Below are 20,801 nucleotides of genomic sequence, written 5' to 3' on the forward strand. Positions count from 1 at the left end.
GTGCCGGCTCCGCACTGGCCCCTGCGCACCGTCCTGGCCGTCCTGGCCGCCCCGGCGGCCGCCATCGGACTGGCGATCGCCATCGCGCGCTGGGCACCGCTGGACGACGCGCTGGACAGGCTGTATGCCGGCATGCTCATCGGCGTGCTGGCGCAGTTGCTGCTGCTGGGCGGCAGCCTGCTTCCGGGCACGCGCGCAGCCCTGCCCATGCGCCGCGCCGTGGCCGTCACGCACGCCTGGGCCGGCATGATCGTCGGCCTCGTGCTGTTCGTTGTCTGCCTGACCGGTGTATTCGCCGTGCTCAAGCAGGAAGTCCGCTACTGGGAAATGCCATCCGAGCGAAAGGCCCTCGTCCCGCGCCTCGACCTGGACGCCCTGCTGCATGCGGGCCGGGCACGATTCGGCAATGCCGCTTCCTTGACGATCCAGTTGCCGGACGGCCTGCGGCGCCATGCCATCGTGGCTCCCGCCGGCGGCGGGCCGGCTGCCGGCCCATCCCCGTTGCTTCTGCGCGCCGACGACGCCAGCCCCATGCCCGCTCCCCACGGCGGCGCGACGGACCTGCTGGTCACGCTGCACAACACCTTACACGCGGGCTTTCCCGGGCGGGTGGTCGTGAGCCTGTTCGGCTTCGCGCTGGCCTTCATGGTCGTGGGCGGCGTGGCCAACCATCCCCGCCAGGCCTCGGGACTGCTGCGGCTGCGCATCGGCGCGGACACGCGGACGCTGGCGCTCGACGCCCACAAGCTGCTGGGACTCTGGCTTTCGCCGCTCCTGCTGCTGATCGCGGTAACGGGCATCTTCTCGGGCGTGGGTGCATTGGCGACCGTCAACCTGGCGCCGCACGCCTTCCCCAACGACCCGCGCCAGGCCCTGCAGGCGCTGATGGACAACGCGGCCTTCCCGGCCCTGGGGCAGCCCGCCGCCATGCACGGCCTGAACGCCCTGGTCGACCGCCACCGGCAGGCCCACCCCAGGTTCCAGGTGGAGAGCATCGCCATCCGGCATTGGGGCGATGCGCAGGCCTACGCCACCCTGCGCGGCCATGGCGCCGGCCAGTTGAGCACCGGCGTATTCGAGCGCTTCCACTACCGCCTGCGCGACGGCGCGCTGCTGCGCCACGACAGCGCGGCGCAACGCGGCCCCTGGACCCAGGCGTTCATCGCCATCCAGCCCCTGCACTTCGCGCAATACAGCGGCTCGGCCAGCCGCTGGCTGCACGCGGCCGGCGGTCTGGCCGCCGCGCTGCTGGCCGCCTCCGGCACCTGGCTCTGGCTGCGGCGGCGAGCCACGCCGCAGCGTCCGCTGGCCTGGCCGCGGCGGGCAACACAAGGCGTCTGCCTGGGGCTGACGCTTTCATGCTGCGTCCTCCTGGCGGTCACCAGCCTGACGCCGGACACCCTGCCGGCCCGGCCCGCGCTGCAAGTGTGGGCCTTCTGGGGCTCCTGGCTGGCGGCGGCCGCCGGCTTCGCCTGGCCGGGACACGGCAGCCGGCGCGCCACGGCCGCGCTGCGGCTTGCAGGCCTGCTGCTCTGGCTGGCGGCCCTCGCCAGCCTGGCGCGCCAGGTCGGCCGCCCGCTGGCCGCTGAACTGCCGGCACTGGCCTTCGACCTCCTGCTGATCCTGGCGGGCGCCCTGTCGTGGCGGCTCGCCCGTTTTTCCTTTCGTCATCCATCATGACCCGACACAAACTTCCCACCCCCGCCGGCGACGCCTCGCGCCTGCCCCGGCTCTTCGCGCTGTCCTCCTCGCTGGCAGTCCTCCAGGCCGACGCAACCGTCCACCTGATGCCGTTCCAGCGGGATGGCCTGCCTCGGGCCGGCTGGATCATGGGCATCAAGCCCATCACCGACACCGCATCGGTCCACGGCAACCACTGGGAACGACATCCGCGCGGCGACGAGATCCTGACGCTGCTGGAAGGATCGTTGCGCGTCGTCCTGGCCGCGGACGCGGGCGACGAACGCGAACTGAAGGTCGCCGCCGGGGAATCGCTCGTCGTTCCCCAGGGGTGGTGGCACCGGCTGGAGGTACACCAGCCGGGCCGCCTGATGTTCGTCACCCCCGCCACCGACAGCGAACACCGCCTGCACCGCCCTCACGACCAGGAAGACTGACATGCCCTCCCTTTCCCCCACCTCGACGGCACGGCGCGGCGCCACGCTGCTGCAATGGCCCATGATCGCCTGCCTGTACGCTTCCCAGGGCATCCCCTTCGGCCTCGCGATGGAAGCGCTGCCGGCCATCCTGCGCGGCCAGGGCGCCAGCCTCGGCGCCCTGGCCTATCTTCCCCTGGTGAGCCTGCCCTGGGTGCTGAAATGCGGCTGGGCCCCGGTCGTGGACAATCATTGGTCGCCTCGCCTGGGACGCCGGCGCAGCTGGATCCTGCCCATGCAGGGGCTGGTCCTGGCCCTGCTGCTTGGCGTCATGGCGATCGGGGTCACGCAGGCCACCCTGCCCTATCTGCTGACGCTCTCGGTGGCGGCGTCGCTGGCCAGCGCCACACAGGACATCGCCACGGACGGCCTGGTCGCCGAACGGTTCGCAACCCGCGCGCTCGGCACCGCCAACGCGGTCCAGGTCGCCGGCACCATGATCGGCTTCTTCTACGGTGGCCCGGTGTTCCTGATGGCCTATGCGCGCGTCGGCCTGACCGGCGCGCTGCTGCTCCTGGCCCTGCCCATCGCGTTCAGCCTGGCGATGGTCGCGGCCTGGCGCGAACCCGCGCCGCCGCCCGAACAATGGCTGCGCCCACGGCAAGCCAGCCTGTGGCGCTTCCTGCGCTCGGGGCGGCACGCCTGGGCGCTGATCGCCGCGGCCTTCCTGTCCGCCGTGACCGTGGTCGCGTGCCACGGACTGTCCAAACTGCTGCTGGTCGATGCCGGCTGGGCGCTCGGGAAGATCGGCCAGGTCGGCATGGTCGGCGGCGCCGTCACCATTGTTCTTGGATGCGGCGGCGGGGCCTGGCTGGTGTCGCGGCTGGGCACCTGGCCGGTGTTCTTCGCCGGCATCGCCTCGGCGGGCGTGGCGGCAGCCGTCTGGACCGTGCTGGCGTGGACCTCGCCCGCCCTGCCCGCGTACGCGGTCTGGCTGGCGACGCTGCTGACCAGCTTCGGGGCCGGCAGCGCATCCGTCGCGATGATGACCGCCGCCATGCGCTTCGCCCATGCGCGTGACCAGGCCGGCACCGACATGACAGCAGTGCAGAGCATGCGCGACCTGGGCGAGATGGCCGCGTCCTCGTCGCTGATGGCCCTTGCCGCGCTGGCGGGCTATGGCGGCAGCTTCATGGTGGGTGTCGGACTGGCGCTGGCCACGCTGGTGCTCACGCCAGCGCTGCTGCGGACGCGCCGGAACTAACCGGCGGTTTCGTCGAAGCCGCCCAGCGCCTTCATCAGATGCGCATGGAGGTTGAACGGCCGGCGGCGCGACCGCACCCGGACGTAGTCTCCCGAGGGCTGCTGCTGCCAGGCCAGTTGGTTGTCGCGCAGCGCGAAGGTGAAGGATTCGTCGATCACCCGCTTCTTCAAGGCCGGATCGAAGATGGGGAAGGCGACTTCGACGCGGCGGAAGAAATTCCGGTCCATCCAGTCGGCCGAGGCCAGGTAGACCATCTCCTGGCCGCCGTTCAGGAAGTAGAACACCCGCGAGTGTTCGAGGAAGCGGCCGACGATGGACCGCACGGTGATGTTGTCCGACAGCCCCGGCACCCCGGCGCGCAAGGTGCACACGCCCCGCACCACCAGGTCGATGCGCACGCCCGCGCGGCTGGCCTTGTACAGTTCCTCGATCACCGAGGGTTCCAGCAGCGAGTTCATCTTGGCCATGATCCGCGCCGGCTTGCCCGCGCGCGCGTGGCGCGCCTCGCGGCGGACCAGCGCCACCATGGTCTCGTGCAGCGAGAACGGCGCCTGCAGCAGGCATTTCAGGTGGCGGCGCGCGCCCAGTCCGGTCAGTTGCGAGAATATCTGCTCCATGTCCTCGCACATGCGCGCGTCGGCGGTGAACAGGCCGAAATCGGTGTACAGGCGCGCCGTGCTGGGATGGTAGTTGCCGGTCCCCAGGTGTCCATAGCGACGGATGCGGCCGCGCTCGTGGCGCAGCACCAGGGCCATCTTGGCGTGGGTCTTGTGGCCCACCACGCCGTAGACCACGTGCGCGCCCACCTCTTCCAGCCGCGCCGCCCAGTTGATATTGGTCTGCTCGTCGAAGCGGGCCATCAGTTCCACCACCACGGTCACTTCCTTGCCCGAGCGCGCCGCCGCCAGCAGGAGGCGCATCAGTTCGGAATCCTCGCCGGTGCGGTAGATGGTCTGCTTGATGGCGACCACGCTGGGATCGGCCGCCGCCGCGGTCAGGAAATCGATGACGGGCTGGAACGACTGGTAGGGATGATGCAGCAGCCGGTCCTGCGCGGCGATGGCCTTGAAGAGCTCGTCGGGCGTCAGATTGCTGCGGTCGAACGGCGCCGGCAGGGCCGCGCGGAACGGCGGGAACTTCAGTTCCGGCCGGTTGATGCCGTTCACCAGCTGCATCAGCCGTGCCAGGTTGACCGGGCCGTCCACCCGATAGGCGTCGGCCGGCGTGAGCGAGAACTCCTTGAGCAGGAAGCTCTCGAGTTCCGGCGGGCTGGAGTCGGCCAGTTCCAGCCGGACGCCGTCGCCGAAGTGCCGCTGGGTCAGTTCCCCTTGCAGGGCCTGGCGCAGGTTGGTGATTTCCTCGTCGTCGACGAACAGGTCGCTGTTGCGCGTCAGGCGCCACTGGTAGCAGCCGTCCACCGTCATGCCGGGGAACAGGTCGCCCACGAACGCCTGCATGAACGAGGTCAGCATGACGTAGCCATGCGGGTGGCCGGACAGCTCGGGCGGCATCTGGGTCAGGCGCGGCAGCGCGCGCGGCGCCTGCACGATGGCGATGGCGGCATTGCGGCCGAAGGCATCGCGGCCCGACAACTGGACGGCGAAGTTCAGGCTCTTGTTGAACACGCGCGGGAACGGATGCGCCGGATCGAGCCCGATGGGCGTCAGAAGCGGCATGACGTCCAGCCGGAACACCTCGTGCGCCCACGCGCGCTGCGCCGGCGTCCAGCTCTGCGCCATGTGCAGCACGATACCCTCGGCCTGCAGGCGCGGCAGCACCTCGCGATTGAGCAAAGCGTACTGGCGCTCGACCAGGGCGTGCGCGGCCTCGGACACGCGCTGCACGACCTCGGCCGGGGTCCGGCCGTCCAGCCCGCGCGCGCCGGGATTCTGCCGCACCTGCTCGTGCAGGCTGGCCACACGGATCTCGAAGAACTCGTCCAGGTTGGAAGCCACGATGCACAGGAAGCGCAACCGTTCGAGCAGGGGCGCCCGGTCGTCCTCGGCCAGGGCCAGGACCCGTTCGTTGAACTTGAGCAAGGCAAGCTCGCGATTCAGGAACAGGTCTTTGGCAGGCAATCTGGCAACCATGGGATATCCGCAAAAATGGGGGACGAAGCTGAGAGGGCTATTTTTGCGTCAAAATGATGACTACCTTATGACAGTGCAACCATTCTGTCATTGAAGCGCCTTATTCTTGCAGTTCGCATCTCAACTTTCCATTCCATGAATCAATTGCTCGCCGCCGTCGATCTTGGCTCCAACAGTTTTCGTCTGGTCATCGGCCGCGTGGTCGACGAAGGCGGAACCATCCAGATCTACCCGGTCGACCGGCTCAAGGAAACCGTGCGGCTGGCCGCCGGCCTGCAGGCGGACAAGACGCTGGACAGCTCGACCACCGATTTCGCCCTGCAGGTACTGAGCCGCTTCGGCGAGCGCCTGCGCAGCTTCCATCCGGAACGCGTGCGGGCGGTGGCCACCAATACATTCCGCGTGGCGCGCAACGTCAGCGAATTCCTGCCCCTGGCGGAAGAAGCCCTGGGCTTTCCCATCGAGGTCATCGCCGGCCGCGAGGAAGCGCGCCTGATCTTCTCCGGCGTTTCGCACTCGCTGCCCCCCTCGCCGGCCAAGCGGCTGGTGGTCGATATCGGCGGCGGCTCGACCGAGTTCATCGTCGGCCGGCGCTTCGAGCCCGAGCTGATGGAATCGCTGTACATGGGTTGCGTAAGCTTCAGCCGTGCCTACTTCCCCGACGGCATCATCGACGCCCATGCCATGAAGCAGGCCGAAATGGCCGCCCGCCGCGAGATCGAGGTTATCGCCAAGCAGTATCGCAAGGCCGGATGGCAGGAAGCCTACGGCTCGTCGGGGACGAGCAAGGCGCTGGGCGCGATCCTGACCGAGTCCGGCTTCTCGGAGTCGGGCATCACCCGGCACGGCATGGACAAGCTCAAGGACAAACTGATCAAGGCGGGCACGGTCGAACGCGCGCAACTGGCGGGCATCAAGCCCGACCGCATCTCGGTGCTGCCGGGCGGCCTGGCCATCATGAGCGCGATTTTCGACGAACTGGGCCTGGACGTGATGCGCACGGCCGACGGCGCGCTGCGCGTGGGCGTGCTGTACGACCTGGCCGGCCGCGACGCCTCGCTGGACAAACGCGACGACACGGTGCGCCAGTTCATGAGCCGCTACAAGGTGGACCGCGCCCAGGCGACGCGCGTGCGGCAGACGGCGCTGGAGCTGTTCAAGCAGCTGGTGCCCATGCCCGCCGACGAACACCAGGAATTGACCCGGGTGCTGGGCTGGGCCGCCGAGCTGCACGAGATCGGCCTGTCCATCGCCCACAACACCTATCACCGGCACTCGGCCTACATCCTGGAACACGCCGACATGCCGGGCTTCTCGCGCCAGGACCAGGCCCTGCTCGCGCTCCTGGCGCTAGGCCATCAGGGCAAGCTGGCCAAGCTCCAGCACCTGGTCAACCACCACGAACAATGGATCGCCATCCTGTGCCTGCGACTGGCGGCCATCCTCTACCGGCGGCGCGAGGACATCACCGCGCCGCCCGTCAAGGTGTCGGTCAAGGGATCGTCCATCATCGTCAAGACTGACGCGGCGTGGATGAGTGCCCACCCGCTGACCGACTTCACCCTGCGCGCCGAGGAATCAGAATGGCGCAAGGTGGGATTCACGTTCGAGCTGCTTGAGCTCTGAACGCAGGCGCCGGGTCAGCCGGCGCAATACCTTCACTCCGGTGCGGCGCAGCCGCCGCGTCAACCGCAAGCGCCTGCGTCGCGTTGCCGCCGGGCGCGGGAGCGCCGCCGCCACGCGGCGGCCACGCGACACCGCGGACCTCACGAACGCCTCGAGACCTGGGATTCCAGCCCGAAGTGCCGACGATAGCGATCGTCCAGCGCGTCGATGGACAGCAGCATGGGGAAATCGGCGGTGTTGAAGTCGGCATCCCAGGCCGGCTCGCCGCATACGCGGGCGCCCACTTTCAGGTAGCCCTTGATCAGCGGCGGTACGCGGGTCGGCAGATTGCAGTCCAGGCGCTCGACGGGCAGCCGGTGCAGCGGCTGCACGCGCAGGTCGCGGGCCTGTTCGATGTCGGCCGCCACCGAGCGGTACACCCCCGCCGCGGTCGCGCCGTCGTCGCGCAGGCTGACGCTGGCGCAGCCGAACACATAGCGTTTGCCGGTACGGCGCAGGAACTCCGCCAGCCCCGACCACAGCAGCATGATGACGGCTCCGCTGCGGTAGTCGCGGTGGGTGCAGGAGCGTCCGAATTCGACCAGTTCGCTGCGGATGGCCCCCAGGCCAGACAGGTCGAACTCGGATTCGGAGTAGTAGCCGCCGGCGTGGCGGGCCTGGTCGGGCCCGAGGATGCGGTAGGTGCCCACGACCCGGCCGGTATCCAGTTCGCGCACGATGAGGTGTTCGCACCAGGCATCGAACCGGTCCTCGTCGATGCCGTCGATGGCGGTCGGGAACACGGCCCCCATGTCTTCGGTGAACACCTCGTAACGCAGGCGCTGGGCTTGCCGGACTTCTTCCCAGGAACGCGCCAACCCCACGACCAGGCCGGGGGTCTGGACACCGCCATGAAGTTCGTCGGCCAGGCCGCGACGCGCTTCGATGCGGGTGAATTCGAGCATATGCACACTCCTTGACAGGTAAGTCGAGTGTCGGTGCTTAGCGTTTCACGTCATTGACAGAATCATGACGGTACCATGAATCAAACGATACCCGTGGCCCGCATACCCGTGGCCCACCGGAAACGCCTGCTTACGAATGGAGTCCCCCCTACGCGCTTCGCGCGCCCCCCAGGGGGCGATGCGGGTGGACCGGCAGAGCCGGATCCACCGCATCCTGGGTCTAGTACCTGTTTCTTGGGGGGTGGCACCGGTGCTATCGCTGGCAGCCAGCGGTAGCAACCGTGCTTCAGTCCAAGATGGTTTCCCTAGACCCAGGAAACCGCGGATCTGGCTTTGCCAGTCCGCCGGTTTCGCCCCCTTGAGGGGGCCCGCGCAAGCGGGTAGGGGGTGGGATTCCCCCCCCTAGACGAACTCGGGATTGATGACGGCGCGGATGACGACCTGGAAGTCCTCGTCGCGCTGGCGGCGGGCCAGCCACCACAGGCCGCCCTTCTTCAGGCTCCAGGGCAGGTCTTCGCCGGCCAGCAGGGTACTGGCCACGCGGCCCAGCGTCGGCTGGTGGCCCACGACCAGCACCGATCGCGGCGACAGGGGCCAGCCGGTGGCGGCCAGGACGTGGGCCGGCGAGGCCTCGGGCGCCAGGTCCGGCACGACGGTGTAGTCGCAGCCCAGGGCATCGGCGGTCTGGCGCGTGCGCACCGCGGGGCTGGCCATGACCATCAGGTCGGAAGGGGCATGGGCCCGAAGCCACGCGGCGACGGCCTCGGCCTGCTTGTGCCCGCGCCGCGTCAAGGCGCGCTGCAGGTCGTTCGGGCCGTCTTCGGCCTCGGCGTGCCGCCAGAGGATCAGGTTCATGGACGATGCTTGCATGGTCATAATCGAAGTTCCCGATTGTGCCCGCGGGGCATGACTGAGGCTTGACAGGGGCGCGGCGCCGCCGAAGCTAGGCCAGGCTGGCGGACAGGAGGGCCAGGCAGTCGTCGACCAGCGCTTCGTCGGCCGCCTCGACCATCAGGCGCAGCTTGGGCTCGGTGCCCGAGGCGCGGATCAGCACCCGCCCCTGCCCGTCCAGCCGCCGCTCGACCTCTTCCCTGGCCTGGGCCAGACCGGCATGCTCGTGCCAATCCACGCCCGGCGCGAGCGGCACGTTGACCAGTTTCTGAGGATACAGCCGCAGCGGTTCCAGCAACTGGGCCAGCGACTTGCCCTGTCGGCGCATCGCCGCCAGCACCTGGAGCGCGGCCATGGTGCCGTCCCCCGTCGTATGGCGATCCAGGCAAAGCACATGCCCGGAGCTTTCGCCGCCATACAGCCAACCCTTCTTGCGCAGCATCGCCAGCACGTAGCGGTCGCCCACGGCGGCCCGCGCGAACGGCACGTTCAGGTCGCGCATCCGGTGTTCGAAGGCAAGGTTGGTCATCTGCGTGCCGACCACGCCCGCCACCGGCCCGGCCAGCAGGCGGTCCGTCACGATGGCATACAGCAGTTCGTCGCCGTTGTAGCGTCTGCCGTCGCCATCAACCATCAGCACGCGATCGGCGTCGCCGTCCAGCGCGATACCCAGGCCGGCCTTCTGCGCCTGCACCGCCTCGGCCAGCGCATCCAGGTGCGTGGCGCCGACGCCGTCGTTGATGTTCATCCCGTTGGGCGCGCAGCCTATGCAGGTCACGGTGGCGCCCAGTTCCTCGAACACGGCGGGCGCCACGTGGTAGGCCGCGCCATGGGCGGCGTCGATCACCAGTTGCATGTCCGTCAGGTCGAGATCGTTGGGAAAACCGCTCTTGCAGAACTCGATGTAGCGCCCCGCGGCATCCGTCAGGCGCTTGGCGCGCCCCAGCTTGCCGGAGGACACGCACCCGACCGGTTCGCCCAGCTCGGCCTCGATGCGCAGCTCCACTTCGTCGGCCAGCTTCATGCCGGTGGCCGAGAAGAACTTGATGCCATTGTCGAAATAGGGATTGTGCGAGGCGCTGATCACGATGCCGGCCGACAGGCGCAGCGCCCGGGTCAGGTAAGCGATGGCCGGCGTGGGCATGGGCCCGGCCAGGAGGACGTCGATGCCCGCCGCGGACAGCCCCGCCTCGAGCGCCGATTCCAGCATGTAGCCGGAGATGCGCGTGTCCTTCCCGATCAGGACGACCGGCCGCCCTCCGTCGCGATGCTCCGCCGTCAGGACGCGTCCTGCGGCATAGCCCAGGCGCAGCGCGAATTCCGCATTGATGACCTTTGAACCGACCTTGCCCCGAATGCCGTCGGTACCGAAATACTTGCGTCGTCCAACCATCTTGGATGGCCCCCTGCTTGTTGTTCTTGTCCGCGCGGGAAGCGCGCGGCCATCATTCGTCCCAGGCCCGCACCGCTTGCCAGACCTTCAGGGCGTCCACCGTGGCCGCGACGTCATGGACACGGACGATGGCCGCCCCGCGGTCCACCGCGGCCAGTGCCGCCGCGACGCTGCCGGCCACCCGTTCCCCCACGGGCTTGCCGGTCACCGCCCCGATCATGGTCTTGCGGGACACCCCGATTAGTAGCGGATATCCCAGCGAGCCGATAGTGGGCAAACTACGCATGAGCTGGTAGTTGTGGGCGGTGGTCTTGCCAAAACCGAACCCCGGATCCAGGCAGATCCGCTGGCGCGCCACGCCCGCGGCCAGCAGGCGCAGCGCCTGCTGGCGCAGGAAAGCCGTCACGTCGCCGACCACGTCGCCGTAGGCCGGCGCCTGCTGCATGGTGCGCGGCTCGCCCTGCATGTGCATCAGGCACAAGCCGCTCGCGCCCCGCGCCACCGCCTCGATGGCGCCCGGCTGCCGGAAACCGTAGATGTCGTTGATCATGTCGGCGCCGGCATCCAGTACCGCCCGCATCACCGCCGGCTTGAAGGTATCCACCGACAACGGCACCCCGCACTCCCGCAGCGCCTCGATCAACGGCAACAATCGCGCCAGTTCGGCCTCCAGCGCCACCGGCGCCGCCCCCGGCCGCGTCGACTCGCCCCCGATATCCAGCATGTCGGCCCCTTCCGCGACCAACTGCCGCGCATGCGCGATCCCCGCGTCCAACGCCAGATTCTTCCCCCCATCGGAAAACGAATCCGGCGTGACGTTGATGATCCCCATGACCAGCGGCCGGGAAAATTCAAGAGAAAAGCGACCGCACTGAAGCACAGAACCAGAATGAGCCGACACGGAATCCCGCATACCCACCTTCACTCAAAAACAACAAAGGGCGGCAAAAACGCCGCCCTCCACCAGCCAGTTGGTACCCCAGGATGCGGTGGATCCGGCTCCGCCGGTCCACCCGCATCGCCCCCTGGGGGGCGCCCGAAGGGCGTAGGGGGGGGCCCTACGCCGGAGCCGTTGCGTTCTGCGCGACACCGCCGGTGCTGGGCGGCGTGTTGGGCGGCGCGCCGGCCGAATCCGAGGCCTTGGGCGGCCGCGGCGGACGTCCGTCGACGATGTCGTTGATCTGGTCGGCGTCGATGGTTTCCCATTCGAGCAGCGCCTTGGTCATGACCTCGACCTTGTCGCGGTTGTCCTCCAGGATCTTGCGCGCCACCGCGTACTGCTCGTCGATGATGCGGCGGATCTCGCCGTCGACCTTCTGCATGGTCGCCTCGGACACCTGGGTCGTCTTGGTGATGCTGCGGCCCAGGAACACCTCGCCTTCGTTCTCGGCATAGACCATGGGGCCCAGCGAGTCGGTCATGCCGTAGCGGGTGACCATGTCGCGCGCGATCTGGGTCGCCCGCTCGAAGTCGTTCGAGGCGCCGGTGGTCATCTGATTCATGAACACTTCTTCAGCGATACGGCCGCCGAACAGCACCGCGATGGTGTTCAGCATGCGGTCCTTGTCCATGCTGTAGCGGTCGCCCTCGGGCAACTGCATGGTCACGCCCAGCGCGCGGCCACGCGGGATGATCGTGACCTTGTGCACCGGATCGGTCTTGGGCAGCATCTTGGCGACGATGGCGTGGCCGGACTCGTGATAGGCAGTGTTGCGGCGCTCTTCCTCGGGCATGACGATGGAGCGGCGCTCGGCCCCCATGATGATCTTGTCCTTGGCCTTCTCGAAGTCCAGCATGTCCACCGTGCGGCCGCTGCGGCGGGCGGCGAACAGCGCGGCCTCGTTCACGAGGTTCGCCAGGTCGGCCCCCGAGAAACCGGGCGTGCCACGGGCCAGGATGGTCGCGTCGACGTCGGACGACACCGGCACCTTGCGCATGTGGACCTTCAGGATCTGCTCGCGGCCGCGGATGTCGGGCAGCGGCACCACGACCTGGCGGTCGAAGCGGCCCGGGCGCAGCAGCGCGGGGTCGAGCACGTCGGGCCGGTTGGTGGCGGCGATCACGATGATGCCCTGGCCGGTTTCGAAGCCGTCCATTTCCACCAGCATCTGGTTCAGGGTCTGTTCGCGCTCGTCGTTGCCGCCGCCCAGGCCGGCGCCGCGCTGGCGGCCGACCGCGTCGATTTCATCGATGAAGATGATGCAGGGGGCATGCTTCTTGGCGTTCTCGAACATGTCGCGCACGCGGGCCGCGCCCACGCCCACGAACATCTCGACGAAGTCCGAACCCGAGATGCTGAAGAAAGGCACCTTGGCCTCGCCGGCGATGGCGCGCGCCAGCAGGGTCTTGCCGGTACCCGGCGAGCCCACCATCAGCACGCCGCGCGGAATGCGGCCGCCCAGCTTCTGGAATTTCGAGGGGTCGCGCAGGAAGTCGACCAGTTCCTGGACGTCTTCCTTGGCCTCGTCGCAGCCCGCGACGTCGGCGAAGGTGACGGTGTTGGAGTTCTCGTCCAGCATGCGCGCGCGCGACTTGCCGAAGTTGAACGCGCCGCCGCGCCCGCCGCCCTGCATCTGGCGCATGAAGAATATCCAGACGCCGATCAGCAGCAGCATCGGGAACCACGAAACGAAAATGCTCATGAAGAGCGAGGGCTCTTCCTTGGCCTTGCCCGACACCTGGACGCCGTACTTCATCAGATCGCTGACCAGCCAGAGGTCGCCGGGGGACGTGATGCTGTAGGGACGGCCGTCGCTGGGCGTGACGCTCAGCACGTCGCCCTGGATATCCACTTTCTGGATGCGCCCGGCCTTGGCCTCCTCCATGAACTGGGAGTAGGACACGGTGTCCTGCGGACGGGTACGGCCCTCGAACTGCTTGAAGACCGTAAACAGGACGAATGCGATCACCATCCAGACCGCGACTTTGGAGAACATATTGTTCAAGGTCGATCTCCTACTTGATTGCCGATCGGTCGACCTGCCGGGAAATGCCCGGCCCGATCGGACACTAAGTCCGATTCTACTATTGTCGGCCGCCGGGATTCTTCAGCCCTACCCCCACGAGAAAGGTCTCGGAGGATTTGTCCCGCGACGCCTTGGGCTTGCGTTCCACCACCCTGCGGAAAGTCTGCTTGAAACTCTGCACGATCTGGGAAAAGCCGCTGCCGTGAAAAGCCTTCACGATCAGCGCCCCGTCGGGCTTGAGGTGCTCTTGCGAGAATTCCCGTGCCAGATCGCACACATGCTGGATACGCGCCGAGTCCGCGGCACCGACCCCCGATAGATTGGGGGCCATGTCGGAAATCACAAGGTCCACCGGCTGGCTGCCCAGCAGGGCCTCGAGCTGGCGCAGCACCTCTTCCTCGCGGAAATCGCCCTGGATGAACTCCACCCCGGCCACCGGCTCCATGGGAAGCAGGTCCAGCGCGATGATCCGTCCCCGTATCGTACCCTGCGGGCCGGCCAGGCGCTCGCGGGCGACCTGGGACCAGCTGCCGGGCGCCGAACCGAGGTCGATGACCACGTCGCCCGGGCGCATGAGCTTCTCGGTATCCAGGATCTCGGTCAGCTTGAAGGCGGCCCGGGCACGGTATCCCTTCTGCTGCGCGAGCTTCACATAGGGATCGTTGATGTGCTGGTGCAACCAGTTCTTCGAAAACTTGTTCTTGGCCATATCTGCCCGGTCTTCCGGGTCGGTATCGATTCAAATCAATGCGGCATTGCCGCGCTATCCGGAGCATACTGCGGACCAGGGCCTGTTCCCTCTAGCCATCGCGCCGTTGGCCCGGCTCCCGTACAATCTCGTCATGCCAGTCCTAGACATCAACTCGACACTGCGCAGCGCCCTTCGCGCCGCTGCCCACCCGCTCAAACCGGTCGTCCTCATCGGCGACAAGGGCCTGAGCGAAGCCGTCCTGCAGGAAATCGACCGCAACCTCTCGGCGCACGGCCTGATCAAGGTCCGCGCCGGCGGCGAAGACCGCGCCACGCGGGACGAACTGCTCTACCAGATCTGCGGCGAACTTTCCTGCGCGCCCGTCCATCACCTGGGCAAGGTCTTCATCCTGTACCGCCCGACCGAGCGCGATCCCGACGCGGCCGACCTGCTGGGCGCCCGCAAGCCCAAGTCGGACGTATCCACGCTGGGTACCGGCGCGCGCAAGGCCAACGAAGCCCACCTGCCCAAGAAACTGGCGGTGGCCGGCAAACCCGTGGCGCCGGCCCGCACCCGCGCGGAACGTCAGGACCGCGCCGAGCGCGACGACGGCCCCATGACCGCCCGGGAACGCTACCTGGGCACGGACAAGCGCCAGCGGCCTTCCACCCACGAGGAAACCGGTTCGCGCCGGGGCGCCGCGCGCACCACGCCGGCACGCCGGCCCTCGGGCCTGAGCTCCACGCTGGGCGCGGCCCGCAAGACCGCGTCGGGCAAGCCGGCAGCCAAGCGGGCGGGCAGCGCGCTGTCGCTGCGCGCCGGCGCCCGCGCGCGCCCGGCCGAAGGCGGTCAACGCACGACCGCCACCAGCCGCAAGCCCAGAACCGCCACCAAGAAGTAAAGCACGCTCGACACCCCGTGCCAGGTCCCGAAATCCGCCCAGGCGGGTACGGCCTGGCCGGCGGCGATCAAGGCCCGCCCGTAGTCCATCACGGGCCGGGTGCCGAAATACCCCAATCCCACTCCCACGGCCATGACCAGCACGGTGCGGCGCCCCGCCGCTCCCAGCGGCAACCCGCGCCCCAGCCGGTCCAGCAGCAGCATCAGCAAGGCCATCAACAGCCCGCCATAGGCCAGCAGCCGGAACAACGACCCCGCCGTCGCCGCCGCGCGCATGGGCTCGAGCTGCGAAAACAACAGCGGCACCACCAGTAGCCCGATCGTCCAGAGCGCCCCACACCACAGCGCCGCCAACAGCCGCACCACCGTAGCCATCAATCAGCCTCCAGGGCAGACCAACACATTGAATCAGGACACGCCCCCCTCAAGCCCAGGATGCGGTGGATCCGGCTTCGCCGGGCCGCCCCAAGGCGGGTCCCGGCCCCCTTGGGGGGCTGCCGCGTAGCGGCTGGGGGCCCGCCATTCTGGGCGCGCGCAAGCGCGTAGGGGGGACTAGATATACCGGACGTCCAGAACCTCGTATTCCCGGATGCCCGACGGCGCCTGCACCTCGGCCACGTCGCCGACCGACTTGCCGATCAGCGCCCGGGCGATGGGGCTGGACACCGAGATCAGGTTGGACCGGATGTCGGCCTCGTCGTCGCCCACCACCTGGTAGGTGACGCGCTCGCTGGACTCCAGATCCTCGAGGTCGACCGTGGCGCCGAACACGATGCGGCCGTCCGCGTCGAGCTCGACCGGGTCGATGATCTGCGCGTTCGACAGCTTGGCCTCGAGTTCCTGGATGCGCCCTTCGATGAAGCCCTGCTTTTCCTTGGCGGCATCGTATTCGGCGTTCTCGGACAGGTCCCCCTGGGCGCGGGCGTCGGCAATCGCGGTGATCACGGCGGGACGTTCCACCGTCTTCAGTCGATGCAGCTCCTGCTTCAGGCGCTCGGCCCCGCGCAAGGTCAGCGGAATGGCAGCCATGTGTACTTCCTTTACGTCTGTTGGATTTCCCCACCCCCACGAAAGCGCAAGCTGGCGCCCGCCGCACCGTGAGCGCGGCCAGGAATGGCGAAAGTGAAAAATAAAACCCCGGCTCGATCAGGAACCGGGGCGATCAATGTAGATTGTCCAAAAACTCAGGGGAACAAGCAAGCGCCCTCGGGCAAACTTTACCGTTTGAAAACCAAGGGTTAACCCCTAATAAAGAAAACATCCCCGCCCACCTGCTCTATCCTGACTCTCGGTTTCTGCCTACACGTCACATCCAACTCGGGGGATTGCCATGTTCGAGAACACACCACGCATGAGCTATGTGAGCGATCAGTTTACGATCTGGGGGCCACGCATTCTGATCGCGATCGTCATCCTGGTCGCCACCCATTTCATCGCGCGCGGCGTGAAATGGGCCGTCGTGCGGGGCGTAGGCGCCCTACCCGTCCTCACCCGGTCCACCAATCGTTCAGGAGAGACCCTGGCCACCTCCCTGGGCACGCTGGCCTACTGGATCGTCTGGCTGGTCGGGCTGATCGTCGCCATGCAGCCGCTGGGGTTGGACCAGGCGATGTCCCCCATCCATGTCCTGACCAACCAGGTCTTCGCCTACGCCCCCCAACTGGTGGGCGCGGCCCTGATCTTCTGCGTCGGGCTGATCTTCGCCAAGATCGTCCGCAACATCGTCGAGGCGGCCCTGGGAGCGATCAACTTCGAGCGCATCGGATCCAGGCTGGGCCTGTGCCAGTCGGCCGACAAGCCAGCCGGCGACGGCCAGTGCGCGGACTCGCTGGTGCGCGTGTGCGGCGCCGTCGTCTTCACGCTGATCATCATCCCCGTGTCGATCGCGGCCCTGCAGACGCTGGGCATTTCCTCGATCGCCGACCCTGCCGTCGCGGTGCTCCAGACCGTGCTGGCGGCGATTCCGCGCGTGGTGGCCGCCGCGTTGCTCCTGGCCATTGCCTTCGTCATCGCCCAATGGGTGCGCCAGCTGGTCGCCAGCACCCTGGCTTCGCTGGGCTTCGACCGCGCCCTGGGCAGCCTTGGCGCCTTCAGCCCGGCGACGAAACCGTCGTCGGTCGCGGCCCTGATCGCCCTGGTCGCCATCATGCTGTTCGCGGCGGTCGAGGCGGCCAGCCTGCTGGCCTTCGACGCCGTGGCGGTGATGCTGACTCAGGTCACCGAACTGGGCGGCCAGGTCGTCTTCGGCAGCGTCATCATCCTGGTAGGCGTCATCATGGGACGCATCGTCGCACGCATCGTGGGCGATTCCGTCGGCGAGAGCGGGCTGCCCTCGATCCTGAAATACGCCGTCATCGCGTTGGCGGTGGCCATAGGCCTGCGCTTCATGGGGCTGGCCAACGAGATCGTGAACCTGGCTTTCGGGTTGATCCTGGGCGCCGCGGCGGTGGCGTGCGCGCTGGCGTTCGGGCTGGGGGGCCGCCAGACCGCTCATCAACTGCTGCAGAAATGGACATCGGGGAACCGGCTGCTCACCCCCGAGGATGGGGATGAGCAGCCCCGCCCGCCCGAGACCAGGCTCTGATCCGGGGCAGGCACCGCCGGTGGGGTCAGGCCACCGAGCGGTGCAGCTCTTGCAGCGAATACACCTGCAGGCCGGCTCCCTGGCGCATGTACTGCATACCCTCGACCGCCGCCCAGGCACCCGCCACCGTCGTGTAGTAGGTCACGCGCGAGGCCAGCGCCGAGGTCCGGATGGCCCGCGAATCGGCGATCGCGTTGCGGCGCTCTTCCACGGTGTTGATCACCAGCGCGACTTCGCCGTTCTTGACCATGTCGACGATGTTGGGCCGGCCCTCGGTGACCTTGTTGACGACCTTCACCGGGATGCCGGCGGCCTCGATGGCGGCCGCCGTGCCGCGCGTGGCGACCAGCGAGAAGCCCAGGCCGTGCAGGCCGCGCGCAACCGCGATGACCTTGCCCTTGTCTTCGTTCTTGACGCTGATGAAGGCGGTGCCGCTTTCCGGCAGGCGCACGCTGGCCGCGAGCTGCGACTTCACGAAGGCCTCGCCGAAGCTCTCGCCCACGCCCATCACTTCGCCGGTGGACTTCATCTCGGGCCCGAGGATGGTGTCCACGCCCGGGAACTTGACGAAGGGGAACACCGCCTCCTTGACCGAGAAGTACTTGGGCACGATTTCCTCGCCCAGGCCCTGGTCGTCGAGCGAGCGGCCGGCCATCGCGCGGGCGCCGATCTTGGCCAGCGGCAGCGAGGTCGCCTTCGAGACGTAGGGCGCGGTACGCGAGGCGCGCGGATTCACTTCCAGCACGTAGACGGTGCCCTGCTGGATCGCGAACTGCACGTTCATCAGGCCGACCACGTTCAGCGCGCGAGCCATCAGGCCGGTCTGGCGCTTGATTTCCTCGATCAGCTCGGCCGACAGCGAGTACGGCGGCAGGCAGCAGGCGGAGTCGCCCGAATGCACGCCGGCCTGCTCGATATGTTCCATCACGCCGCCGATGAAGACGCGCTTGCCGTCGGACAGGCAGTCCACGTCGACTTCGATGGCGTCGTTCAGGAAACGGTCCAGCAGCACGGGCGAGTCATTGCTGACCTTGACCGCCTCGCGCATGTAGCGCTCGAGGTCCTTCTGCTCGTGCACGATTTCCATCGCGCGGCCGCCCAGCACGTAGCTGGGGCGCACCACCAGCGGATAGCCGATGTCCTGGGCATGCGCCAGGGCCTCGGCCTCGGTGCGCGCCGTGCGGTTGGGCGGCTGGCGCAGGCCGAGCTTGTGCAGCAGCTTCTGGAAGCGCTCGCGGTCCTCGGCGATGTCGATGGATTCCGGGCTGGTGCCGATGATGGGCACGCCGTTGGCTTCCAGCGCCTTGGCCAGCTTCAGCGGGGTCTGGCCGCCGTACTGGACGATCATGCCGACCGGCTTTTCCTTGTCGACGATCTCGAGCACGTCTTCCAGCGTGAGCGGCTCGAAATACAGCCGGTCGGACGTGTCGTAGTCGGTCGACACGGTTTCCGGGTTGCAGTTGACCATGATGGTCTCGAACCCGTCCTCGCGCAGCGCCATGGCGGCGTGCACGCAGCAGTAGTCGAACTCGATGCCCTGGCCGATGCGGTTCGGTCCGCCGCCCAGGACGATGATCTTCTTCTTGTCGGTGGGGTTGGCCTCGCACTCTTCCTCGTAGGTCGAGTACATGTAGGCCGTATGCGTGGCGAACTCGGCCGCGCAGGTGTCGACGCGCTTGTAGACCGGACGCACGTCGTACTGGTGGCGCAGCTTGCGCACCTCGGTCTCGGTGGTGTCCAGCAGGTAGGCCAGGCGGCGGTCGGAGAAGCCCTTGCGCTTGAGCTTCCAGAAGGTGCCGCGATCGAGATCGGCCAGCGTCTTCTTCTCGAGCGCCAGCTCGATGTCGACGATTTCCTTGATCTGCGCCAGGAACCACGGATCGATGTGGGTGAGCTGCTGCACTTCCTCGAGCGAGAAGCCCTGGGCGAAGGCGTCGCCCACGTACCAGATGCGCTCGGGACCGGGCTCGCCCAGTTCGACCTCGATGCGCTCGCGGTCGGTGGTCTTCTGGTTCAGGCCGTCCACGCCCACTTCCAGGCCGCGCAGCGCTTTCTGGAACGACTCCTGGAAGGTACGGCCGATGGCCATCACCTCGCCCACGGACTTCATCTGCGTGGTCAGGTGGGCATCGGTCTGCGGGAATTTCTCGAACGCGAAACGCGGCACCTTGGTGACCACGTAGTCGATGGTGGGCTCGAACGAAGCGGGCGTCGCGCCGCCGGTGATGTCGTTGCGCAGCTCGTCCAGCGTATAGCCGACCGCCAGCCGGGCCGCCACCTTGGCGATGGGAAAACCCGTGGCCTTCGAGGCCAGCGCCGACGACCGCGACACGCGCGGGTTCATCTCGATCACGATCATGCGGCCGTTGGCCGGGTTGACCGCAAACTGCACGTTCGAACCGCCGGTGTCCACGCCGATCTCGCGCAGCACCGCGATCGAGGCGTTGCGCATCAGCTGGTATTCCTTGTCGGTCAGCGTCTGCGCCGGCGCGACCGTGATCGAGTCGCCCGTGTGGATACCCATGGGGTCCAGGTTTTCGATGGAGCAGACGATGATGCAGTTGTCGGCCTTGTCGCGCACGACCTCCATCTCGAATTCCTTCCAGCCGACCAGCGATTCCTCGATCAGGAGCTCGCTGGTGGGCGAGGCCTCCAGGCCGCGGCGGCAGATGGTCTCGAATTCCTCGGCGTTGTAGGCAATGCCGCCGCCCGTGCCGCCCAGCGTGAAGCTGGGCCGGATCACGACCGGGAAGCCGCTGGTGCCGGTCTGCTCGGCGATGCGGCGCTGCATGTCCCAGGCTTCGTCCATGGTGTGCGCGACGCCCGACTTGGCCGACTCCAGGCCGATGCTGGTCATCGCGTTCTTGAACTTCTGGCGGTCTTCGGCCTTCTCGATCGCGTGGGCGTTGGCGCCGATCAGCTCCACGCCGTACTTGGCCAGCACGCCGTGCTTGTCGAGGTCCAGCGCGCAGTTCAGCGCGGTCTGCCCGCCCATGGTGGGCAGCAGCGCGTCGGGGCGCTCTTTCTCGATGATCTTTTCGACCACCTGCCAGGTGATGGGTTCGATGTAGGTGACGTCGGCCGTTTCCGGATCCGTCATGATCGTGGCCGGGTTGCTGTTGACCAGGATCACCTTGTAGCCCTCGGCCTTCAGCGCCTTGCAGGCCTGCGCGCCCGAGTAGTCGAACTCGCACGCCTGGCCGATGACGATCGGACCGGCGCCGATGATGAGGATGGTATGGATGTCTGTACGCTTGGGCATGATGTTACGGTCAACCTTGTTGTTCAACGTGCTTCGCTAGAGCGTGAGGCCTGAAATTGCCGTCGCGGATCCGGGACGCCGCGGATCCGGCTTC

The 20,801-nt window shown here is 67.7% G+C and carries 16 protein-coding genes; 6 read left to right on the forward strand and 10 right to left on the reverse strand.

The window, feature by feature from the left end; all coding sequences use genetic code 11:
* The 3 genes from EGT29_RS18930 (at position 1) to EGT29_RS18940 (ending at position 3,360) form a co-directional block, all read left to right on the forward strand.
* Positions 1-1,680, forward strand: coding sequence for a PepSY domain-containing protein (locus EGT29_RS18930; protein WP_124690429.1), 1,680 nt, complete (start codon positions 1-3; stop codon positions 1,678-1,680).
* Positions 1,677-2,117, forward strand: a complete 441-nt coding sequence (locus EGT29_RS18935) for a cupin domain-containing protein (RefSeq protein WP_124690430.1) — start codon at positions 1,677-1,679, stop codon at positions 2,115-2,117. Before EGT29_RS18930 ends, EGT29_RS18935 begins: the two co-directional genes overlap by 4 nt.
* 61 nt (positions 2,118-2,178) lie before the next feature.
* Positions 2,179-3,360 carry a RhtX/FptX family siderophore transporter gene (locus tag EGT29_RS18940; RefSeq protein WP_370283053.1) on the forward strand — a complete coding sequence of 394 codons (1,182 nt, stop codon included), beginning with the start codon at positions 2,179-2,181 and terminating at the stop codon, positions 3,358-3,360.
* Here the strand turns inward: EGT29_RS18940 and ppk1 are convergent.
* A complete protein-coding gene (gene ppk1, locus EGT29_RS18945) occupies positions 3,357-5,450 on the reverse strand; it encodes a polyphosphate kinase 1 (protein ID WP_124690432.1) in 2,094 nt (697 codons plus the stop codon). The two genes, EGT29_RS18940 and ppk1, sit on opposite strands and share 4 nt — an antisense overlap.
* A gap of 135 nt (positions 5,451-5,585) precedes the next feature.
* Here ppk1 and ppx point away from each other — a divergent pair, with 135 nt between their 5' ends.
* Entirely contained in the window at positions 5,586-7,076 is a 1,491-nt protein-coding gene (gene ppx, locus EGT29_RS18950; RefSeq protein ID WP_124690433.1) for an exopolyphosphatase, read from the forward strand.
* Between the two features lie 140 nt (positions 7,077-7,216).
* On the opposite strand, the gene EGT29_RS18955 is transcribed toward ppx, so the two are convergent.
* From EGT29_RS18955 to EGT29_RS18980, 6 genes are all read right to left on the reverse strand, one after another.
* Positions 7,217-8,020 (reverse strand): GNAT family N-acetyltransferase, encoded by an 804-nt coding sequence (locus EGT29_RS18955; protein ID WP_124690434.1) that lies wholly within the window; start codon positions 8,018-8,020, stop codon positions 7,217-7,219.
* Positions 8,021-8,422: 402 nt separating this feature from the next.
* The gene (locus EGT29_RS18960) at positions 8,423-8,875 is read right to left on the reverse strand and encodes a histidine phosphatase family protein (protein ID WP_124692434.1); all 453 of its coding nucleotides are present in this window, start codon (positions 8,873-8,875) and stop codon (positions 8,423-8,425) included.
* An 88-nt stretch (positions 8,876-8,963) separates the two neighbouring features.
* Positions 8,964-10,304 carry a phosphoglucosamine mutase gene (gene glmM, locus EGT29_RS18965; protein ID WP_124690435.1) on the reverse strand — a complete coding sequence of 447 codons (1,341 nt, stop codon included), beginning with the start codon at positions 10,302-10,304 and terminating at the stop codon, positions 8,964-8,966.
* Positions 10,305-10,356: 52 nt separating this feature from the next.
* The gene (gene folP / locus EGT29_RS18970) at positions 10,357-11,217 is read right to left on the reverse strand and encodes a dihydropteroate synthase (RefSeq protein WP_124690436.1); all 861 of its coding nucleotides are present in this window, start codon (positions 11,215-11,217) and stop codon (positions 10,357-10,359) included.
* A 145-nt stretch (positions 11,218-11,362) separates the two neighbouring features.
* The gene (gene ftsH / locus EGT29_RS18975) at positions 11,363-13,249 is read right to left on the reverse strand and encodes an ATP-dependent zinc metalloprotease FtsH (protein WP_124690437.1); all 1,887 of its coding nucleotides are present in this window, start codon (positions 13,247-13,249) and stop codon (positions 11,363-11,365) included.
* Positions 13,250-13,328: 79 nt separating this feature from the next.
* Positions 13,329-13,979, reverse strand: coding sequence for an RlmE family RNA methyltransferase (locus tag EGT29_RS18980; RefSeq protein ID WP_124690438.1), 651 nt, complete (start codon positions 13,977-13,979; stop codon positions 13,329-13,331).
* Between the two features lie 133 nt (positions 13,980-14,112).
* On the opposite strand from EGT29_RS18980, the gene EGT29_RS18985 reads away from it, so the two are divergent.
* Positions 14,113-14,862 carry a YhbY family RNA-binding protein gene (locus tag EGT29_RS18985; protein WP_124690439.1) on the forward strand — a complete coding sequence of 250 codons (750 nt, stop codon included), beginning with the start codon at positions 14,113-14,115 and terminating at the stop codon, positions 14,860-14,862.
* On the opposite strand, the gene EGT29_RS18990 is transcribed toward EGT29_RS18985, so the two are convergent.
* Positions 14,811-15,236, reverse strand: coding sequence for a DUF4149 domain-containing protein (locus EGT29_RS18990; RefSeq protein ID WP_124690440.1), 426 nt, complete (start codon positions 15,234-15,236; stop codon positions 14,811-14,813). The two genes, EGT29_RS18985 and EGT29_RS18990, sit on opposite strands and share 52 nt — an antisense overlap.
* Positions 15,237-15,413: 177 nt before the next feature.
* Positions 15,414-15,890 carry a transcription elongation factor GreA gene (greA, locus tag EGT29_RS18995; RefSeq protein ID WP_124690441.1) on the reverse strand — a complete coding sequence of 159 codons (477 nt, stop codon included), beginning with the start codon at positions 15,888-15,890 and terminating at the stop codon, positions 15,414-15,416.
* Between the two features lie 301 nt (positions 15,891-16,191).
* Between greA and EGT29_RS19000 the strand changes: the two genes are divergently transcribed.
* A complete protein-coding gene (locus EGT29_RS19000; RefSeq protein WP_202865550.1) occupies positions 16,192-17,445 on the forward strand; it encodes a mechanosensitive ion channel in 1,254 nt (417 codons plus the stop codon).
* Between the two features lie 25 nt (positions 17,446-17,470).
* On the opposite strand, the gene carB is transcribed toward EGT29_RS19000, so the two are convergent.
* Positions 17,471-20,707 carry a carbamoyl-phosphate synthase large subunit gene (gene carB / locus EGT29_RS19005; protein ID WP_124690442.1) on the reverse strand — a complete coding sequence of 1,079 codons (3,237 nt, stop codon included), beginning with the start codon at positions 20,705-20,707 and terminating at the stop codon, positions 17,471-17,473.
* Positions 20,708-20,801 lie beyond the last annotated feature (94 nt).

Source organism: Pigmentiphaga sp. H8 (assembly GCF_003854895.1).
Classification (GTDB): Bacteria; Pseudomonadota; Gammaproteobacteria; order Burkholderiales; family Burkholderiaceae_B; genus Pigmentiphaga.

Bases quoted from the DNA above. Each gene is read 5' to 3' on its own strand.
- EGT29_RS18935 (WP_124690430.1), top strand. From the start codon at position 1,677: ATGACCCGACACAAACTTCCCACCCCCGCCGGCGACGCCTCGCGCCTG.
- EGT29_RS18940 (WP_370283053.1), top strand. From the start codon at position 2,179: ATGATCGCCTGCCTGTACGCTTCCCAGGGCATCCCCTTCGGCCTCGCG.
- ppk1 (WP_124690432.1), bottom strand. From the start codon at position 5,450: ATGGTTGCCAGATTGCCTGCCAAAGACCTGTTCCTGAATCGCGAGCTT.
- ppx (WP_124690433.1), top strand. From the start codon at position 5,586: ATGAATCAATTGCTCGCCGCCGTCGATCTTGGCTCCAACAGTTTTCGT.
- EGT29_RS18955 (WP_124690434.1), bottom strand. From the start codon at position 8,020: ATGCTCGAATTCACCCGCATCGAAGCGCGTCGCGGCCTGGCCGACGAA.
- EGT29_RS18960 (WP_124692434.1), bottom strand. From the start codon at position 8,875: ATGAACCTGATCCTCTGGCGGCACGCCGAGGCCGAAGACGGCCCGAAC.
- glmM (WP_124690435.1), bottom strand. From the start codon at position 10,304: ATGGTTGGACGACGCAAGTATTTCGGTACCGACGGCATTCGGGGCAAG.
- folP (WP_124690436.1), bottom strand. From the start codon at position 11,217: ATGCGGGATTCCGTGTCGGCTCATTCTGGTTCTGTGCTTCAGTGCGGT.
- EGT29_RS18980 (WP_124690438.1), bottom strand. From the start codon at position 13,979: ATGGCCAAGAACAAGTTTTCGAAGAACTGGTTGCACCAGCACATCAAC.
- EGT29_RS18985 (WP_124690439.1), top strand. From the start codon at position 14,113: ATGCCAGTCCTAGACATCAACTCGACACTGCGCAGCGCCCTTCGCGCC.
- EGT29_RS18990 (WP_124690440.1), bottom strand. From the start codon at position 15,236: ATGGCTACGGTGGTGCGGCTGTTGGCGGCGCTGTGGTGTGGGGCGCTC.
- greA (WP_124690441.1), bottom strand. From the start codon at position 15,890: ATGGCTGCCATTCCGCTGACCTTGCGCGGGGCCGAGCGCCTGAAGCAG.
- EGT29_RS19000 (WP_202865550.1), top strand. From the start codon at position 16,192: ATGTTCGAGAACACACCACGCATGAGCTATGTGAGCGATCAGTTTACG.
- carB (WP_124690442.1), bottom strand. From the start codon at position 20,707: ATGCCCAAGCGTACAGACATCCATACCATCCTCATCATCGGCGCCGGT.